The organism is Streptomyces sp. NPDC001100, assembly GCF_053598575.1.
Genome location: NZ_JBSFKO010000012.1, coordinates 178,928 through 196,413, shown reverse-complemented (window position 1 = coordinate 196,413; position 17,486 = coordinate 178,928). Strand labels below are relative to the sequence as shown.

General features: G+C 67.9%; 14 protein-coding genes. 8 read left to right on the top strand and 6 right to left on the bottom strand.

The window, feature by feature from the left end; all coding sequences use genetic code 11:
• Positions 1-16 precede the first annotated feature (16 nt).
• Complete coding sequence (gene typA, locus ACWDEW_RS19820; RefSeq protein ID WP_450514249.1) at positions 17-1,924, top strand: translational GTPase TypA; 1,908 nt, start codon at positions 17-19, stop codon at positions 1,922-1,924.
• A 53-nt stretch (positions 1,925-1,977) separates the two neighbouring features.
• On the opposite strand, the gene ACWDEW_RS19815 is transcribed toward typA, so the two are convergent.
• Entirely contained in the window at positions 1,978-2,721 is a 744-nt protein-coding gene (locus ACWDEW_RS19815; protein WP_450514248.1) for a class I SAM-dependent methyltransferase, read from the bottom strand.
• Positions 2,722-2,806: 85 nt separating this feature from the next.
• On the opposite strand from ACWDEW_RS19815, the gene ACWDEW_RS19810 reads away from it, so the two are divergent.
• The 6 genes from ACWDEW_RS19810 to ACWDEW_RS19785 all read left to right on the top strand — a co-directional run bounded on the left by ACWDEW_RS19810 (position 2,807) and on the right by ACWDEW_RS19785 (position 9,549).
• Positions 2,807-3,202: a VOC family protein gene (locus tag ACWDEW_RS19810; RefSeq protein WP_450514247.1), complete on the top strand. Its 396-nt coding sequence runs from the start codon at positions 2,807-2,809 to the stop codon at positions 3,200-3,202.
• Between the two features lie 506 nt (positions 3,203-3,708).
• On the top strand, positions 3,709-5,331 hold the full coding sequence (locus ACWDEW_RS19805) for a peptide ABC transporter substrate-binding protein (protein WP_450514246.1): 1,623 nt from the start codon (positions 3,709-3,711) through the stop codon (positions 5,329-5,331).
• Between the two features lie 146 nt (positions 5,332-5,477).
• A complete protein-coding gene (locus ACWDEW_RS19800; RefSeq protein WP_450514245.1) occupies positions 5,478-6,404 on the top strand; it encodes an ABC transporter permease in 927 nt (308 codons plus the stop codon).
• On the top strand, positions 6,397-7,335 hold the full coding sequence (locus ACWDEW_RS19795; protein WP_450514244.1) for an ABC transporter permease: 939 nt from the start codon (positions 6,397-6,399) through the stop codon (positions 7,333-7,335). Before ACWDEW_RS19800 ends, ACWDEW_RS19795 begins: the two co-directional genes overlap by 8 nt.
• Positions 7,336-7,346: 11 nt before the next feature.
• On the top strand, positions 7,347-8,408 hold the full coding sequence (locus tag ACWDEW_RS19790; RefSeq protein ID WP_450514243.1) for an ABC transporter ATP-binding protein: 1,062 nt from the start codon (positions 7,347-7,349) through the stop codon (positions 8,406-8,408).
• On the top strand, positions 8,401-9,549 hold the full coding sequence (locus ACWDEW_RS19785) for an ABC transporter ATP-binding protein (protein ID WP_450514242.1): 1,149 nt from the start codon (positions 8,401-8,403) through the stop codon (positions 9,547-9,549). Before ACWDEW_RS19790 ends, ACWDEW_RS19785 begins: the two co-directional genes overlap by 8 nt.
• Positions 9,550-9,619: 70 nt before the next feature.
• Here the strand turns inward: ACWDEW_RS19785 and ACWDEW_RS19780 are convergent, their stop codons facing one another.
• The 5 genes from ACWDEW_RS19780 to ACWDEW_RS19760 are packed head-to-tail and all read right to left on the bottom strand — an operon-like array spanning position 9,620 to position 15,506.
• Complete coding sequence (locus ACWDEW_RS19780; protein ID WP_450514241.1) at positions 9,620-10,615, bottom strand: ABC transporter ATP-binding protein; 996 nt, start codon at positions 10,613-10,615, stop codon at positions 9,620-9,622.
• Positions 10,612-11,607, bottom strand: coding sequence for an ABC transporter ATP-binding protein (locus ACWDEW_RS19775; protein ID WP_450514240.1), 996 nt, complete (start codon positions 11,605-11,607; stop codon positions 10,612-10,614). Before ACWDEW_RS19775 ends, ACWDEW_RS19780 begins: the two co-directional genes overlap by 4 nt.
• Positions 11,604-12,548 carry an ABC transporter permease gene (locus ACWDEW_RS19770; protein ID WP_450514239.1) on the bottom strand — a complete coding sequence of 315 codons (945 nt, stop codon included), beginning with the start codon at positions 12,546-12,548 and terminating at the stop codon, positions 11,604-11,606. The genes ACWDEW_RS19775 and ACWDEW_RS19770 overlap by 4 nt, the downstream gene beginning before the upstream one ends.
• Complete coding sequence (locus tag ACWDEW_RS19765; protein WP_450514238.1) at positions 12,545-13,582, bottom strand: ABC transporter permease; 1,038 nt, start codon at positions 13,580-13,582, stop codon at positions 12,545-12,547. The genes ACWDEW_RS19770 and ACWDEW_RS19765 overlap by 4 nt, the downstream gene beginning before the upstream one ends.
• A gap of 43 nt (positions 13,583-13,625) precedes the next feature.
• Positions 13,626-15,506: an ABC transporter substrate-binding protein gene (locus tag ACWDEW_RS19760; protein ID WP_450514237.1), complete on the bottom strand. Its 1,881-nt coding sequence runs from the start codon at positions 15,504-15,506 to the stop codon at positions 13,626-13,628.
• 344 nt (positions 15,507-15,850) lie between these two features.
• Between ACWDEW_RS19760 and ACWDEW_RS19755 the strand changes: the two genes are divergently transcribed.
• Positions 15,851-17,485: a peptide ABC transporter substrate-binding protein gene (locus ACWDEW_RS19755; protein ID WP_450514236.1), complete on the top strand. Its 1,635-nt coding sequence runs from the start codon at positions 15,851-15,853 to the stop codon at positions 17,483-17,485.
• The last annotated feature ends 1 nt before the right edge of the window (position 17,486 follow it).

Genomic DNA, 17,486 nt, shown 5'->3' with positions numbered 1-17,486 from the left:
GGGAGTACGCCGCAATATGGCCACGCGCCACGACATCCGCAACGTCGCCATCGTCGCCCACGTCGACCACGGGAAGACGACCCTCGTCGACGCCATGCTGAAGCAGGCCGGTGCCTTCGCCGCGCACGCCGCCGAATCGCTCGACGACCGCATGATGGACTCGAACGATCTGGAGCGTGAGAAGGGCATCACGATCCTGGCCAAGAACACGGCCGTGAAGTACCACCCGAAGGATGGCAGCGATGTCATCACCATCAACATCATCGACACCCCGGGCCACGCCGACTTCGGTGGCGAGGTCGAGCGCGGTCTGTCGATGGTGGACGCGGTGGTGCTGCTCGTCGACGCCTCCGAGGGCCCGCTGCCGCAGACCCGTTTCGTGCTGCGCAAGGCGCTCCAGCAGCGCCTGCCCGTCATCCTCTGCATCAACAAGACGGACCGCCCGGACTCCAGGATCGACGAGGTCGTCAACGAGACCTACGACCTCTTCCTGGACCTGGACGCCGACGAGGAGCAGATCGAGTTCCCGATCGTCTACGCCTGTGCGCGTGACGGCGTCGCCTCGCTGACCAAGCCGGAGAACGGCACCGTCCCGCAGGACAGCGACAGCCTGGAGCCCTTCTTCTCCACGATCCTGTCGCACGTCCCGGCCCCCGAGTACGACGAGGCCGCCCCGCTCCAGGCGCACGTCACCAACCTGGACGCCGACAACTTCCTCGGCCGTATCGCGCTGCTCCGCGTCGAGCAGGGCGAGCTGCGGAAGGGCCAGACCGTCACGTGGATCAAGCGCGACGGCACCATGTCCAACGTGCGCATCACCGAGCTGCTGATGACCGAGGCGCTCACCCGCAAGCCGGCCGAGATGGCGGGCCCGGGTGACATCTGCGCGGTCGCCGGTATCCCGGACATCATGATCGGCGAGACCCTCGCCGACCCCGAGAACCCGATCGCGCTGCCGCTCATCACGGTCGACGAGCCGGCGATCTCCATGACCATCGGTACGAACACCTCGCCGCTGGTCGGCCGCGGCGGCACCGGCAAGGGCGCCTCCGCGAAGGCGGCCGTCAAGGACCGCAAGGTGACCGCCCGGCAGGTCAAGGACCGCCTGGACCGCGAGCTGATCGGTAACGTCTCGCTGCGCGTCCTCGACACCGAGCGTCCCGACGCCTGGGAGGTCCAGGGCCGCGGTGAGCTGGCGCTGGCCATCCTGGTCGAGCAGATGCGCCGCGAGGGCTTCGAGCTGACCATCGGCAAGCCGCAGGTCGTCACGCAGATCATCGACGGCAAGGTGCACGAGCCGGTCGAGCGCATGACGATCGACGTGCCCGAGGAGCACATGGGCGCGGTCACGCAGCTCATGGGCGTCCGCAAGGGCCGGATGGACAACATGTCCAACCACGGCTCCGGCTGGGTCCGCCTTGAGTTCGTCGTCCCGTCCCGCGGTCTCATCGGCTTCCGTACCGAGTTCCTCACCGGGACGCGCGGCACGGGCATCGCCCACTCCATCCACGAGGGCCACGAGCCGTGGTTCGGTGTGCTGACGACCCGTAACAACGGTTCGCTGGTCGCCGACCGCGCCGGTGCCGTCACCGCGTTCGCGATGACGAACCTCCAGGAGCGCGGTGTGCTGTTCACCGACCCCGGCACCGAGGTGTACGAGGGCATGATCGTCGGCGAGAACTCGCGCGCCGACGACATGGACGTGAACATCACCAAGGAGAAGAAGCTCACCAACATGCGCTCGGCCGCCGCCGACTCCTTCGAGGCGATCGTGCCGCCGCGCAAGCTCTCCCTGGAGCAGTCCCTGGAGTTCTGCCGCGACGACGAGTGCGTCGAGGTGACCCCGGAGGCCGTCCGCATCCGCAAGGTCGTCCTCGACCAGAAGGAGCGCGGCCGCTCCGCGAGCCGCGCCAAGCACGGCTGACGCACACCGGTACAGCTCAACTGAGCCCGGGCACCCCTTGAGGGTGCCCGGGCTCAGTGCGTCGGCCGCGCCACGGTGATGATCTCGGGACTCGCGGAGGTGAGCGGCCCCCGCTCCCAGTCGCCGTACTGCTCGACGACCGCCAGCCCGGCCCCGGCGAGGAACCTCGACAGGGCGGCACGGTCCAGGAACCGCAGGGTCGACCGGCTGACCCGAGGCTGCGCCCACCTCCCGCCCTCGAAGGTCTCGGTGAACGTCACCCGGTCCGCCGCGGCCGGCACGGTCTCGACCTCCTGCCACACCTTTACGACGCCGCCGTCCGGGCAGGTGAGCAGGCGCACGCGGTCGGGCGTCCAGCTCTCCCAGGCACGGGCCGCCGGATTCCGCGTCTCGAACACGAACCGCCCGCCGGGTGCCAGCGCGTCCCGGACCGCGCGCAGCGCGACCCTCAACTCCTCGTCCTGAACCAGGACCTGGAACGCGTGCCCGGTCATCACGACAAGGTCGAACTCGCCGCGCCAGGCGATGGTCCGCAACTCCCCGAGCACCCACTCGACACCGGGTTCCCGCCGACGCGCCTGAACGAGCATGGCGGCGGCGGGATCGATCCCCGTCAACTGCCCCCGGTGCCCCCGGCCCCGGGCCCGGTGCAGCAACTTCCCCGTACCGCACCCCACATCGAGCACGGCCCGCGCGGACATCACCAGGTCCAGACAGAAGTCGTCCCCCGCACCCCACGGATTGAGCCCGTCGTACAACTCGGCAAGCGACATGTCCCCGAATGACCGATCCACCACCGATTCAGCCTGCCACAGCCGCCACACCGGCATGCCGGGACCACCTGCATTCTTGACGGGTTCTCAACTACGAAGGAGGCGGCGGGTGTTGTTGCACCACGTCGAGTTGTGGGTCGCGGACCTGGGGCGCGCGGCCCCGCAGTGGGGGTGGCTCCTGGAACGCCTCGGCTGCGAGCCGTACCAGAACTGGCCGGCGGGCCGGAGCTGGCGGACGGGGGAGACGTACGTCGTGATCGAGCAGTCACCGGCGCTGCGCCCGGCCGCCGGCCACGACCGGATGCGGCCGGGACTGAACCACCTGGCCTTCCATGTCCGCGGTGGCCGCGCCGAACTGGACGCGTTGGTCGCGGCGGCACCCCGGCATGGCTGGACTTCGATGTTCGCGGAGCGGTATCCGCACGCGGGTGGTCCGGATCACTGCGCCGCCTATCTGGAGAACGAGGACGGCTTCGAGGTCGAGTTGGTGGTGGGCGGAACGTGAAGCGGAGGCTTGGCCGAATACAGGGTTATCCCTTGTCCTGGTCAGGAATCCGCACAGGCTGGCGGATCCGCACTACTCTGCCGTTGGCGTGATCCTGTCCATGCCCTGTCGGCTGCCCTTGACGGCCTCCGGCGGAGGGGCGTGTTGACTGCACAGCGGTCTTTGAACCGCAACTGGATTTTCACGCGCTCCGCGTTCGGCATGCGGACATTCAAGCCCGATAAATATGTAACAAGTCCGTTTCGCAGGGATCTTTCACCAAACCCTTTGTCCGGATTTTGGAAGATGTACGCGCGAGGTGTGATCGAACCGAGACCTTGTGAATATGGTTCGGTCCCGCCTCATGGCAGATAGTTAGGCGCGTAGAGCTCGGATCACGGGTCACTCGCTGTAGGCGGCGACTCATCGAGCGCGGGGAGCACTTGACCATTTCAGGCACCGGTGACGGTGATGTGTCATGCGCTCCCCCATGTGGTGAACCATTGGACTCATGAGGAGGAGCCCCCATGCGTGGTGCCAAGAGCGCCAAGTGGGTTGCGATAGCCGCAGTTGTGGCGCTGGGCGCAACGGCCTGTGGCGGCGGCGGTGACGACAACAGCTCCGGCGGCAGCAAGGGCAACGGCGTCGTCTCGGTGGAGATCGGCGAACCGCAGAACAGCCTGGTTCCGACCAACACGTACGAGACCGAGGGCGGCCAGGTCATCAACGCCCTCTTCACGGGGCTGACCAAGCTTGACGCCGACAACAAGGTCGTCAACGCCATGGCGGAGTCGATCGAGTCCAAGGACAACAAGGTCTGGACGATCAAGCTGAAGTCCGGCTACACCTTCCACAACGGGGAGAAGGTGACCGCCCAGTCCTTCGCCGACGCGTGGAACTACGGCGCGAACCAGACCAACGCCCAGCAGACCAACCCGCTGTTCAGCCACATCGCGGGCTACGCGGACCTCAACCCGGGCGAGGGCAAGAAGCCCACGACCGACAAGCTGTCCGGTCTGAAGGTCGTTGACGACAGCACCCTCCAGGTCACCCTGAACGGCGCGTTCTCGGCCTTCCCGTCGCAGCTGTCCTTCACCGCCTTCGTGCCGCTGCCCAAGGCGTTCTTCAAGGACCCGAAGGGCTTCGGCGAGGCCCCGATCGGCAACGGCCCGTTCAAGATGAGCGGTACGTTCAAGCACAACCAGGAAATCGACACCGTCAAGTACGACAAGTTCCCCGACGCCTCGAAGATCGAGGTCAAGGGTGTCAACTTCAAGATCTACTCGAACCAGGACACCGCGTACAAGGACCTTGTCGCCGGCAACCTCGACAGCCTGCTGACGATCCCGACCTCGGGTCTGCCGACGTACCACAAGGACCTGAACGGCCGTTACATCGACGAGGCCGACTCGGCCGTCGGCTACATCGGCTTCCCGATCAAGTACAACAAGGCCTTCCAGAACGCGGACCTCCGCAAGGCCATCTCGATGTCGATCGACCGCGCGACGATCTCGTCGAAGATCTTCCTCGGCGCCCGTACGCCCGCGGACGACTACATCAGCCCGATCATCGACGGCTACCGCAAGGGCGCCTGTGGTGAGTCCTGCACGTACAACCCGACCAAGGCCAAGGAGCTCTACAAGCAGAGCGGTGGTCTGCCGGGCAACACGCTGGAGATCGGCTACAACGCGGACGGCGGCCACAAGGAGTGGGTCGAGGCCGTGTCGAACCAGATCCAGCAGGCTCTCGGCATCAAGGTGACGGCCAAGCCGTTCGAGCAGTTCCAGACCATCCTCAACGACCTGGACGCCAAGAAGTACCAGGGCGCGTTCCGTATGGCGTGGAGCATGGACTACCCGGACATGGAGGACTACCTCCGTCCGGTCTTCTCGAAGGAAGCCATCGCCAACGGCTCCAACTACTCGGGCTACACGAACGAGACGTTCGAGAAGCTGCTCGTCCAGGGCGACCAGGCCCCGACGCACGAGGAAGCCATCAAGAAGTACCAGGCGGCGGACGACGTCCTGCTCAAGGACCTGCCGTACATCCCGGTGTACTTCTACACGATGAACGCGGGCTTCAGCGACAAGATCAAGTCGATGAAGGTCGCCGGTCACCAGATCCTGTGGGACACGGTCAAGCTCAGCTGAACCGGTTCTGAGCAGTTCTGACACAGCAGTACGGGGTGAGCAGGGGGAGGAATAGCCTTCCCCTGCTCACTTCTGCTGCCGTCTCCCGTCCGACCGTGCCCTCCCCCCGGCCGCGGTCGGGTCGAGCATCCCCTCCTGGAGTACCCATGGGCCGATACGTCGCCCGGCGCCTCATACAGGTGATCCCTGTGATGATAGGCGTCACGTTCATCATCTTCTGCCTTGTGTTCTGGCTGCACGGCGATCCGATCCAGGCACTGGCCGGCGACAAGCGCGCCGACCCCAACATCGCGGCGATCCTCCGCGCGCACTACCACCTCGACGAGCCGTTGTACCAGCAGTACTGGCACTACATCAGCGGTGTCGCCACCGGTGACCTCGGTGAGACGTACAACGGGCGTGCCATCTCCGACATCGTCTCCGAGCGGTTCCCCGTCACGGTGAAGCTGGGGCTGACGTCCTTCGCGCTCGAAGCTGTCATCGGCATCGTCGCTGGTATCTTCTCCGCCCTGAAAAAGGGCAAGTTCATCGACAACGTCGTGCTGATCTCGACGCTGGTCCTGATCTCGATCCCGGTCTTCGTGCTCGGCTCCGTGCTGCAGCTGGAGTTCGGTGTGAACCTCAAGATCACGCCGGTCGCCGGCATCGAACACGGTTGGCCGCAGAGCTACATCCTCCCGGCCCTCGTACTCGCCTCGACGTCGATGGCGTACATCGCCCGGCTCGTCCGGACGAGCATGGGGGAGTCGGTCCGCGCCGACTACGTCCGTACGGCGATCGCCAAGGGCCTTCCGACGCGGCGGGTCATCGGCGTGCACGCGATGCGCAACTCCCTGATCCCGGTCGTCACCTTCCTGGGCTTCGACCTGGGCGCGCTCATGGGCGGCGCCATCATCACCGAGCGCGTGTTCAACATGCCCGGCATCGGCGGTCAGTTGGCCCAGTCCATCTATCTGCGCGAGCGGCCCGTCGTGGTCGGCCTGGTGACCCTCCTGGTACTGATCTACCTGGTCGCCAACCTCCTCGTAGACCTGCTGTACGCCGTGCTCGACCCGAGGATCCGCTATGAGTGAGAAGACGATAGAAAGGCCCACCACCGACGAGGCCACCATCGCCAAGGAGATCGAGGCGGAGGAGAAGGCGGCGGCCCGGCAGGCGAGCCTGCTCAGGGACGGCTGGGCGGATCTGCGCAAGCGGCCCATGTTCATCGTGACCTCGTTGATCATCCTGATCCTGCTCGCGCTGGCGATCGCGCCCAGTCTGTTCACGGCGCGCTCCCCGTTCACCGACGGCTTCTGCCAGCTGCAGAACTCGATGAACGGGCCCTCCTCCGGGCACCTCTTCGGCTACGACGTGCAGGGCTGCGACATCTACACGCGGACCGTCTACGGCACCCGCAACTCGATCGTCGTCGGTGTCGTGACCACCACCGCCACCACGCTGATCGGTGGTCTGGTGGGCATGCTCGCCGGTCTCATCGGCGGCTGGGCCGACGCGCTGCTGTCCCGTATCACCGAGGTGTTCGCGGGTCTGCCGCTGATTGTCGGCGGTCTGCTGATCATGTCCATCTGGGGCGGCGGCGACGTCTGGTCGGTGTCGTTCATCATGGCGATCCTCGGCTGGCCGCAGGTCTTCCGGATCATGCGCGGCGAGGTCATCGCCAACAAGTACAACGACTACGTGACGGCCGCGCGGGCACTGGGCGCGGGCTCCTGGCGAATAGCGTTCCGGCACATCCTGCCGAACACGCTCGCCCCCGTCATCGTCATCACCACCATGAACCTCGGTGTGTACATCAGCGCCGAGGCCGCCCTGTCCTACCTGGGCATCGGCATCCAGTACCCCAACATCTCCTGGGGCGTGATGATCAGTGACGCGCAGGACAGGTTCCTGACCTCGCCGCACGCGCTGATGTTCCCGGCCGGTGCCCTGAGCATCACGGTCCTGGCCTTCATCATGCTCGGCGACGTGGTTCGCGACGCCTTCGATCCCAAAATGCGCTGAGGGAGGCGTACGTGACCATCATCGACCCGACGGACGCCGTTCCGGGCCAGCGCCCAGGCGACCACGACAACACCGGCCCACTGCTCGAAGTGCGCGATCTGTACGTCGAGTTCCAGACCCGCGAGGGTGTGGTCAAGGCCGTCAACGGCGTCAACTACACCGTGGACTCCGGAGAGACGCTCGCCGTGCTCGGCGAGTCCGGCTCCGGCAAGTCCGTGACCGCGCAGGCGATCATGGGCATCCTGGACATGCCGCCGGCCCGGATCCCGCAGGGGGAGATCCGTTTCTACGGCCAGGACATGCTGACCATGGGTGCCGAGGAGCGGCGCAAGCTGCGCGGCGCCCGGATCGCCATGATCTTCCAGGACGCGCTCTCCTCGCTCAACCCCGTGCTCAGCGTGGGCTTCCAGCTCGGCGAGATGTTCCGGGTGCACCAGGGCATGTCCCGCAAGCAGGCCAAGGCCAAGTCCATCGAGCTGATGGACCGGGTGAAGATCCCGGCCGCCGCGGCGCGGGTGAACGACTACCCGCACCAGTTCTCCGGCGGTATGCGCCAGCGCATCATGATCGCGATGGCGCTCGCCCTGGAGCCCGACCTGATCATCGCCGACGAGCCGACCACGGCCCTCGACGTGACGGTGCAGGCCCAGGTCATGGACCTGCTCGCGGAGTTGCAGCGCGAGTACCGGATGGGGCTCATCCTCATCACCCACGACCTCGGTGTGGTCGCGGACGTCGCCGACAAGATCGCGGTGATGTACGCGGGCCGCATCGTGGAGACGGCACCGGTGCACGAGCTGTACAAGCGCCCGGCCCACCCCTACACCCGGGGTCTGCTGGACTCCATCCCGCGCCTGGACCAGAAGGGCCAGGAGCTCTACGCGATCCAGGGCCTGCCGCCCAACCTGCTGAAGGTACCGGCCGGTTGTGCCTTCAACCCGCGCTGCGAGAAGGCGCAGGACATCTGCCGTACGGAGTTCCCGCCGCTGGTCCCGGTGACCGAGGCGGACGGAACGGAACTGCCCGGCCGCGCCAGCGCGTGCCACTTCTGGAAGGAGACGATCCATGGCTGACCCGACCAAGGCCGACGAGCCCCAGGACGCGATGCCCAACGTCTCCGAGGTCGAGGTGGCGGAGGTGCACTCGGAGGAGGAGGCGGTCGCCGCTCTCGACGCGAACGTCGAGCGGGGCGAGCCGATCCTCCAGGTGCGCAACCTGGTCAAACACTTCCCGCTGACCCAGGGGATCGTGATCAAACGCCAGATCGGCGCCGTGAAGGCCGTCGACGGGGTCTCCTTCGACCTGCACCAGGGCGAGACCCTGGGCATCGTGGGCGAGTCCGGCTGCGGCAAGTCGACGGTCGCCAAGCTCCTGATGAGCCTGGAGACGCCGACGGCCGGCGAGGTCTTCTACAAGGGCCAGGACATCACCCGGCTGTCCGGCAGGGCCCTCAAGGCCGTCCGCCGGAACATCCAGATGATCTTCCAGGACCCGTACACCTCGCTCAACCCCCGTATGACGGTGGGCGACATCATCGGCGAGCCCTTCGACATCCACCCCGAGGTGGCCCCGAAAGGGGACCGTCGCCAGAAGGTGAAGGACCTCCTGGACGTCGTGGGTCTCAACCCGGAGTACATCAACCGCTACCCGCACCAGTTCTCGGGCGGCCAGCGCCAGCGCATCGGCATCGCCCGCGGCCTCGCGCTCAACCCCGAGGTCATCATCTGCGACGAGCCGGTCTCCGCGCTCGACGTGTCGGTGCAGGCACAGGTCATCAACCTGATGGCGCGACTGCAGGACGAGTTCAACCTCTCCTACATCTTCATCGCGCACGACCTGTCCATCGTCCGGCACATCTCGGACCGGGTGGGCGTGATGTACCTCGGCAAGATGGCCGAGGTCGGCACCGACGAGCAGATCTACGAGTACCCGACGCACCCCTACACCCAGGCGCTGCTGTCGGCCGTACCCGTGCCGGACCCGGAGGCCCGCGAGCACCGCGAGCGGATCATCCTCACCGGTGACGTGCCCTCCCCGGCCAACCCGCCGTCCGGCTGCCGCTTCCGCACCCGCTGCTGGAAGGCCCAGGACAAGTGCGCGCAGGAGGAGCCGCTGCTCGCGATCCCGGAGCGCTTCAAGGGGTCCGACACCCCGGCGGCCCACGAGTCGGCGTGCCACTTCGCCGAGGTCAAGGACGTGGTGCACGCGGCCTGATCCATCCGGCCACCACTGGTTCCCGGCACTGCACGACGGTGCCGGGAACCGGCGTTTCCGGACGGCGATCTCATACGGCGGGGTCGGGCACCCGTGCCCAATGGCAGGCCACCTGAGCCTCGCCCCCGCCGCCCAGCACCTCCAGGTCCTCGGTCCGGCACCGGTGCGCCACCCCCGCCCGCTCAGCCTCCCCGCTCGCGAGGATCTGGCAGCGCACCCGGAACCGGCAGCCGCTCGGAATGCGGGACGGGTCCGGGGGCTCGCCGGACAGCACCACGGGAGCGCCCGGCGCCTCCGGCAGCACCGACAACAGCGCCTGGGTGTACGGGTGTCGGGGTGCCGTCAGCACCTGCTCGGCGTCCCCCGTCTCCACGATCCGGCCCAGGTACATCACCGCGACCCGGTCGGCGATGTTCCACGCCAGCCCCAGGTCATGGGTCACCACCAGTGCGGCCAGGCCGAGTTCGGTGCGCAGCCGCAGCAGCAGGGCCAGGATCTCGCCGCGCACGGAGGCGTCCAGGGAGGCCACCGGCTCGTCGGCGACGAGGAGTTCGGGTTCCAGGACGAGGGCACCGGCGATCACCACGCGCTGCCGCTGACCGCCGGACAGCTCGTGCGGATAGCGCAGGAAGAACCGCTCGGGCGGCCGGAGCCCGGCCCGGCTCAACGCCCGTGCGACCACGGCCTGTTCGTCACCGACGCCCCCGTGGATGCGCAGCCCCTCGGCCACCGCGTCGTACACCGTGTGCCGTGGGTTGAGCGACCCGCTCGGGTCCTGGAGGACGAGCTGCACCCGTCGGCGATAGGCCTTGAGGGCCCGTGAGGAGTACTGCAGGGGCTTTCCGTCGAAGGTGACGCGCCCCCCGGTCGGCGGCACCAGCCCCAGCAGCGAGCGGGCCAGCGTCGTCTTACCGCACCCGGACTCACCGACGAGGGCGACGACTTCCCCCGGCCGGATGTCCAGGTCGACCCCGTCCACGGCCCGGGCGGGCGCACCGCCGCGCCGTCCCGGGAAGGCCACGTGCAGCCCCTGCGCGCTGAGCAGGGGCGCCGCCGGTGTGGTCATGACGCGCTCCTCGTGTCGTGGCCCCGGGCGCTGTCGCCGGCCGGTACCGGCACATGCACACAGGCCGCCCGCCGCCCCCGACCGGCCTCCCGGAGGAACTGGTCCTCGCTCGCGCACACCTCCAACGCCTCGGCGCAGCGCGGATGGAAGGCGCAGCCGGAGGGGAGCGCCGAGGGGTCGGGCGGGTCGCCGGCCAGGCCGCGGGGAGCGAAGCGGGAGGCCGGGTCGCCGATGTGCGGGAAGGAGGCCGACAGGGCCTTGGCGTAGGGGTGGAGGGCGTTCTCGTGGACCTGCCGGGCGGGGCCCTCCTCGATCACGCGGCCCGCGTACATGACGACGAGGCGGTCGCAGCTGTCGGCGAGGACCGCGAGGTCGTGGCTGATCATGATCAGGCCCACGTCCTGGTCGGTGACGAGGCCCTGGATCAGGCCGAGGATCTGGGCCTGGATCATCACGTCGAGTGCCGTGGTGGGCTCGTCGGCGATGATCAGCCGCGGATCGCAGGCGAGCGCCATCGCGATCATGACGCGCTGCCGCTGGCCGCCGGAGAGTTCGTGCGGGTACGCGTTCGCGCGGGCGGCCGGCAGCCCGGCCTGTTCCAGGAGTTCCCCGGCCCGCCGTTTGGCCTGCGCCGCCGTCGCGCCCTGGTGGAGCAGCACCGGTTCGGCGATCTGGTCGCCGATGCGGTGCACGGGGTTGAGGGAGTGCATCGCGCCCTGGAAGACGATCGAGGCACCGGCCCAGCGGACCGCCCGCACCCGGCCCCACCGCATCGTCAGCACGTCCTCGCCGTTCAGCAGGATCTCCCCGGAGACCCGAGTTCCCGGCGGCAGCAGCCGTAGCAGCGCGAGCGCCAGGGTGGACTTGCCGGAGCCCGACTCGCCTGCCACGCCCACTTTCCGGCCTGCCGTCAGGGACAGGTCGACGCCCCGCACGGCTGCGATGCCGCCGGGGTACGTCACTTCGAGGTTCCGGACCTCCAGGAGGGTCAACCCGCCACCCCCAGCCGGGGGTTGAGGACGGACTCCACCGCGCGCCCGCACAGCGTGAACGCCAGCGCGACCACGGCGATCGCGATGCCGGGCGGTACCAGGTACCACCAGTCCCCGGCACTCACCGCGCCCGCCTCCCGGGCGTCCTGGAGCAGGCCGCCCCACGACACCACCGTCGGATCGCCGAGTCCCAGGAAGGCGAGGGTCGCCTCGGCGAGGATGGACGAGGAGACCATCAGGGTCGTCTGCGCCAGGACCAGCGGCATCACGTTGGGCAGCACGTGCCGGGACATCACGTGCCAGTGCCCGCCGCCGAGCGCCCGGGCCCGTTCGATGTACGGCCGTGACTCCACCGCCAGCGTCTGCGCCCGCACCAGCCGGGCCGTGGTCGGCCAGGTGGTCACGCCGATCGCGAGGATCACCGTGCCCAGGGAGCGGGACATGACGGTGGCCAGCGCGATGGCGAGCACCAGCGTCGGCATCACCAGGAACCAGTCGGTGACCCGCATCAGCACGGTCCCGTACGCGCCCCGGAAGTGCCCGGCGGTGATCCCGACCACCGCGCCGATCGCCACCGACAGCACCGCCGCGAGCAGCCCGACGAGCAGCGAGACCCGCGCGCCCCAGATGACGAGACCCAGCAGGTTGCGGCCGAACTGGTCGGTGCCCAGCGGGAATTGGGCGCTCGGACTCTCCAGGGGCCGGCCCGGCGCGTCGGTCACGCTCGACACGTCCGAGCCGACCGTCAGCGGCGCGGTGAGCGCGACCAGCGCGAACAGGCCGAGCGCTGCCAGGCCGACCAGTCCCGCGCGGTGGGTGCGGTACCGCGCCCAGAACCGTACGGCGGACCGGCGGCGGCGCTGCCGGGCGAGGGCGCGCGGGCCGGCCGGGGCCGCCGGGGGAGTGGTCTCGGCGGCCGGGGGAGTGGCCTCGGTCGTCATCGGCCCACCCGGGGGTCGAGCAGCGGATAGACGAGGTCTGCCAGTGTGTTCATGACGATCACCGCCGCGGCGAAGAAGAGGAACAGGCCCTGGACCAGGGGCAGATCGGGCACGCTGAGGGCCTGGTAGAACAGGCCGCCCAGGCCGGGCCAGGAGAAGACCGTCTCCACCAGGATCACGCCCGCGACCGTCCGGCCGAGGTTGACGAAGACGAGGGTGACGGTGGGCAGCAGTGCGTTCGGCACGGCATGCCGGCGCCGGACCAGGTCGTCCCGAAGTCCCTTGGCCCGCGCGGTCGTCAGATAGTCGCTGCCCATCTCGTCGAGCAGCGCGGAGCGGGTGACCAGCAGGGTCTGCCCGTACTCGACCGCCACCAAGGTGACCACGGGCAGGACGAGATGGTGGGCCACGTCCAGTACGTACGCGAAGCCCTCCTTGCCGCCCGACTCCATGCCGCCGGTCGGGAAGAGCCCGGGGATCGGGCCCACGCCCACCGAGAACACGATGATCAGCAGCAGGCCGAGCCAGAACGACGGGACGGAGTAAAGGGTCAGCGCCAGACCGGTGTTGAGCCGGTCGGAGAGACTGCCGTTGCGCCATGCCGACCTGGTGCCGAGGAACATGCCGAGCGCGGTGTACAGCACGAAGGCGGTCCCGGTGAGCAGCAGCGTGTTCGGCAGTGCCTCGCTGATCCTGTCGATCACAGGTGCCCGGAACTGGTACGACGTTCCGAGGTCGCCGGTGAGCGCCTTGCCGCAGTAGTCCGTGAACTGCTCCCACAGCGGCAGGTCGAGCCCGAACTCCCGGCGGTACTCGGCCAGTTGGGCGGCCGAGATCGGACGGCCGCCGGTCATCGTCTTGACCGGGTCGCCCGGGATCAGCCGGAACAGGAAGAACCCGGTGACCAGCACGGCGAGCAACGAGACGACGGCGCCGCCCAGTTTGCCGCCGACGTAGCGGACGTATCCGGACCGGGTGCCCGCTCCCGGTCCGGCCGTCTCCTCCACCGGCACCGAGGTGACGTCAGCGGCCATGAACTGCCGTCCCACGCACAGCTGTCGAGGATCCGCGCACCTGCTACTCCCGGTCCTCGGCGGTGGCCCGGCGCCGCAGCGCGAACAGCACCACCGCGCCGATCACGACCAGCCCCCCGACCACGATGCCGGTGATCGCGCCGCCCGAGAGCCCCCCGGACGACGAGCCGTCGGAGGCCGCGGGCACCGCCGACCACCAACTCCAGTAGCCGTCCTGCCCGTAGATGTTGCCTCCGCCGCTGGGCATCGTCTCGATGGACTTGATCTGGTCGGTGCGGTAGGCCTCGACGGCGTTCGGGTACGCCATGACGTTCATGTACCCGAGGTCGTACAGCCGTGACTCCATCTGCTTGACGAGGTCCGCCCGCTTGGCCGGGTCGTACTCTGCCAACTGCTGGGCGTAGAGCTTGTCGTAGGTCTTGTCGCAGATGAAGTTGTCGGTGGCGCCGATGTCCTTGGGGGTCGCCGGCAGCGCCGCGCAGGTGTGGATGGACAGCACGAAGTCCGGGTCGGGGTTGACGGACCAGCCGTCGAAGGCGAGGTCGTACTTGCCCGCGAGCCAGGGGTCGGTGACGTTGTCGAGGCAGTCGAGCGTCACACCGATGCCGAGCTTGCCCCACCACTCCTTGAGGTACTGGCCGACGGCCTTGTCGTTGGGGTCGGTGGCGTGGCACAGCATGCGGTAGGTGATCGGCTTGCCGTCCTTGCCGACCCGTTTGCCGTCGCCGTTCTTCTTGTAGCCCGCCTGGTCGAGGAGTTGGGCGGCCTTGGCCGGGTCGTAGGCGAGTTCCTGGCTCGCCGAGGGTTTCCAGAAGTACGTCGAGAAGCGCGGCGGGATGTAGCCCTGGCCCTCGACGGCGTGGCCCTGGAACACCTTGTCGATCAGGGTCTTGCGGTCGACCGCAATGAACAGGGCGTGCCGGACGTTCTCGTCCAGCAGGGACGGGTCGCCGTCGCCGAAGTGCTTGCCGTTCTTCGCCCGGGCGCCGGGGTTGGTGGCGAGGGCGTAGAAGCGGCGGCCGGGGGCGTCGTTGACCTTGATGTTCTGCTCGCCCTTGAGGGAGGCGGCCTGGGCGGGGGTCAGGGAGGGGGAGCCGGCGACGAAGGAGACCTCGCCCTTGCGCAGGGCGGCCACCGCCGCGTCCTGGTCCTTGTAGTAGCGGAAGAGGAGTTCGTCGAACTTCGGTGCCCCGCGCCAGAAGGACTTGTTGGCCTTGAGGCGGACATAGCTGTCGGGCTTGTAGCTGGTGAGGACGAACGGACCGTTGCCGACGATCGGGAAGGTCTTGTCGTTGTTGAACTTGGAGAGGTCGCCGGCCTTCGACCAGATGTGCTCGGGCACGATCGGCACGTCGAGCGCGGTCATCGTGGCCTGCGGCTTCTTCAGCTGGATGACCAGCTGGGTGGGGCTGGGGGCGGTGACCTTGGCGAAGTTGGTGACGAAGCTGCCGTTGGCGGTGGCGGCGCCCGGGTCGGTCATCATCTTGTTGAACGTCCAGGCCGCGTCCTCGGCGGTGGCCTGCTGCCCGTCGGACCACGTGGAGTTCGAGCGGATCGTGTACGTCCAGGTCAGCTTGTCCGGCGACGACGTCCACTTGGTGGCCAGACCCGGGATCGTGTGGTTGTCCTTGGGGTCGTAGTTGGTGAGGTAGTCGTACATCAGCCGGCCGATGCTCGTGCTGACCAGGCGCTGTGCCAGGAACGGGCTCAAGGAGTCCACGCTCTGCGCGACGGCGACGGTGAGGACCTTGTCGCTCTTGTTCGCCTTGGCCTCGGCCTGCTGCGGTGCCGGGTTGAGGGGGGTGGCGAGAGCCGCCGTGAGGGCCAGGGCGCCGGATGCTCCGGCCACCAGCCGGTGTAAGCGGCGGGACCGCGGTCTTCTGGGGCGTGAGTGCTCTGTGCCGTTCCGGTCCTGAGTGCTCATGGTCCTGACCTCGCGCTTGACCAGGTGACGCCGGGCTGGGTTGAAGAGTGTGTCTATCAGCGCCGGTCGGCACCCGTCAACGGCGCATGAAAGCCCATGTGGCCTGCGGAAACAGCGAGTTGACGGACCGATCGGAGGTTTATTGGTCCACACCACTGAAGCGTGCCTGGTGGGGCCGTGGCGGTGGAACCGGGACCGCCTCGGCCTGTGGCGTCACCCCTCTCACGCATGGCCTGTGCTGCATTCGGGTGGCTGCGTGTGCGAGGTGCCCAATTTGTGCAGATATTGGCCGGTAATGGATCGATCTGGATCGGCCTGGGTCGGCTTTCCTGAGGAGGCACTCGATGCGTGGAGCCACGCACGCCAAATGGGCCGCTTGCGCGGCGGCGGTAGCCCTCGCGGCGACCGCCTGTGGGAGCAGCGGCGGCAGCAGCAGCGGTGGCGGTGACGGCAGCGCGGTGCTCAGTGCCTCCTGGGGAGACCCGCAGAACCCGCTGGAGCCGGCCAACACCAACGAGGTGCAGGGCGGCAAGGTCCTCGACATGGTCTTCCGCGGTCTCAAGCGCTACAACGCGAAGACCGGCAAGGCCGAGGACATGCTCGCCGACAAGATCGAGAGCACGGACTCGCAGAACTTCACGGTCACCATCAAGAGCGGCTGGAAGTTCAGCAACGGCGAGGCCGTCACCGCGAAGTCCTTCGTCGACGCGTGGAACTACGGCGCCAGCCTCAAGAACAACCAGAAGAACGCGTACTTCTTCGGGTACATCGACGGCTACGACAAGGTCCACCCCGACAGCGGCTCGCAGTCCGCGACCACCCTCTCCGGGCTCAAGGTGACCGGCACCGACACCTTCACCGTCAAGCTCACCCAGAAGTTCTCCACCTTCCCGGACACCCTCGGCTACGCGGCCTACTCGCCGCTGCCGTCGACGTTCTTCTCCGACCACGCCGGCTGGCTGAAGAAGCCGGTCGGCAACGGCCCGTACACCATCGAGTCGTACACCAAGGGCTCGCAGATGCAGCTCAAGAAGTGGGACGGCTACACGGGTGCGGACAAGGCGCAGAACGGTGGCGTGACCCTCAAGGTCTACACCGACAACAACACCGCCTACACCGACCTGATGGCCGGCAACCTCGACCTCGTCGACGACATCCCGGCCTCGCAGCTCAAGAACGTCAAGAGCGACCTCGGCGGCCGGTACATCAACACGCCCGCCGGGATCATCCAGACGCTCGCGTTCCCGTACTACGACAAGAACTGGAACAAGAGCGGCTCGGAGAAGGTCCGCCAGGGCCTGTCCATGGCGATCAACCGGGACCAGATCACCAGCACGATCTTCCAGAAGACCCGTACCCCCGCCACCGACTGGACCTCACCGGTGCTCGGTACCGCCGGCGGCTTCCAGGACGGGCTGTGCGGGGACTCCTGCAAGTACAACCCGACCGAGGCCAAGAAGCTGGTCCAGGAGGGCGGCGGGCTGCCCGGCGGCCAGGTCAAGATCACGTACAACGCGGACACGGGCTCGCACAAGGAGTGGGTGGACGCCGTGTGCAACTCCATCAACAACGCGCTCGACAACGACAAGGCGTGCGTCGGCAACCCGGTCGGCACCTTCGCCGACTTCCGCAACCAGATCGGCCAGCACAAGATGACCGGGCCGTTCCGGGCCGGCTGGCAGATGGACTACCCGCTCATCCAGAACTTCCTCCAGCCGCTGTACTACACCAACGCCTCCTCCAACGACGGCCAGTGGTCCAACAAGGACTTCGACAAGCTCGTGAACCAGGCCAACGCGGAGACCGACACCGGCAAGGCGATCAAGCTCTTCCAGCAGGCCGAGGGTGTCGTACGGGACAACATGGCCGCCATCCCGCTCTGGTACCAGAACGGCAGCGCGGGCTACTCGGACCGGCTCTCCAACGTGGCGCTCAACCCGTTCAGCGTCCCCGTGTACAACGAGATCAAGGTCGGCTGAG

What these genes read in the sequence shown, in the direction of transcription:
- typA (WP_450514249.1), top strand. Translation starts at nt 17, where the DNA reads ATGGCCACGCGCCACGACATCCGCAACGTCGCCATCGTCGCCCACGTC.
- ACWDEW_RS19805 (WP_450514246.1), top strand. Translation starts at nt 3,709, where the DNA reads ATGCGTGGTGCCAAGAGCGCCAAGTGGGTTGCGATAGCCGCAGTTGTG.
- ACWDEW_RS19800 (WP_450514245.1), top strand. Translation starts at nt 5,478, where the DNA reads ATGGGCCGATACGTCGCCCGGCGCCTCATACAGGTGATCCCTGTGATG.
- ACWDEW_RS19795 (WP_450514244.1), top strand. Translation starts at nt 6,397, where the DNA reads ATGAGTGAGAAGACGATAGAAAGGCCCACCACCGACGAGGCCACCATC.
- ACWDEW_RS19785 (WP_450514242.1), top strand. Translation starts at nt 8,401, where the DNA reads ATGGCTGACCCGACCAAGGCCGACGAGCCCCAGGACGCGATGCCCAAC.
- ACWDEW_RS19780 (WP_450514241.1), bottom strand. Translation starts at nt 10,615, where the DNA reads ATGACCACACCGGCGGCGCCCCTGCTCAGCGCGCAGGGGCTGCACGTG.
- ACWDEW_RS19770 (WP_450514239.1), bottom strand. Translation starts at nt 12,548, where the DNA reads ATGACGACCGAGGCCACTCCCCCGGCCGCCGAGACCACTCCCCCGGCG.
- ACWDEW_RS19765 (WP_450514238.1), bottom strand. Translation starts at nt 13,582, where the DNA reads ATGGCCGCTGACGTCACCTCGGTGCCGGTGGAGGAGACGGCCGGACCG.
- ACWDEW_RS19760 (WP_450514237.1), bottom strand. Translation starts at nt 15,506, where the DNA reads ATGAGCACTCAGGACCGGAACGGCACAGAGCACTCACGCCCCAGAAGA.
- ACWDEW_RS19755 (WP_450514236.1), top strand. Translation starts at nt 15,851, where the DNA reads ATGCGTGGAGCCACGCACGCCAAATGGGCCGCTTGCGCGGCGGCGGTA.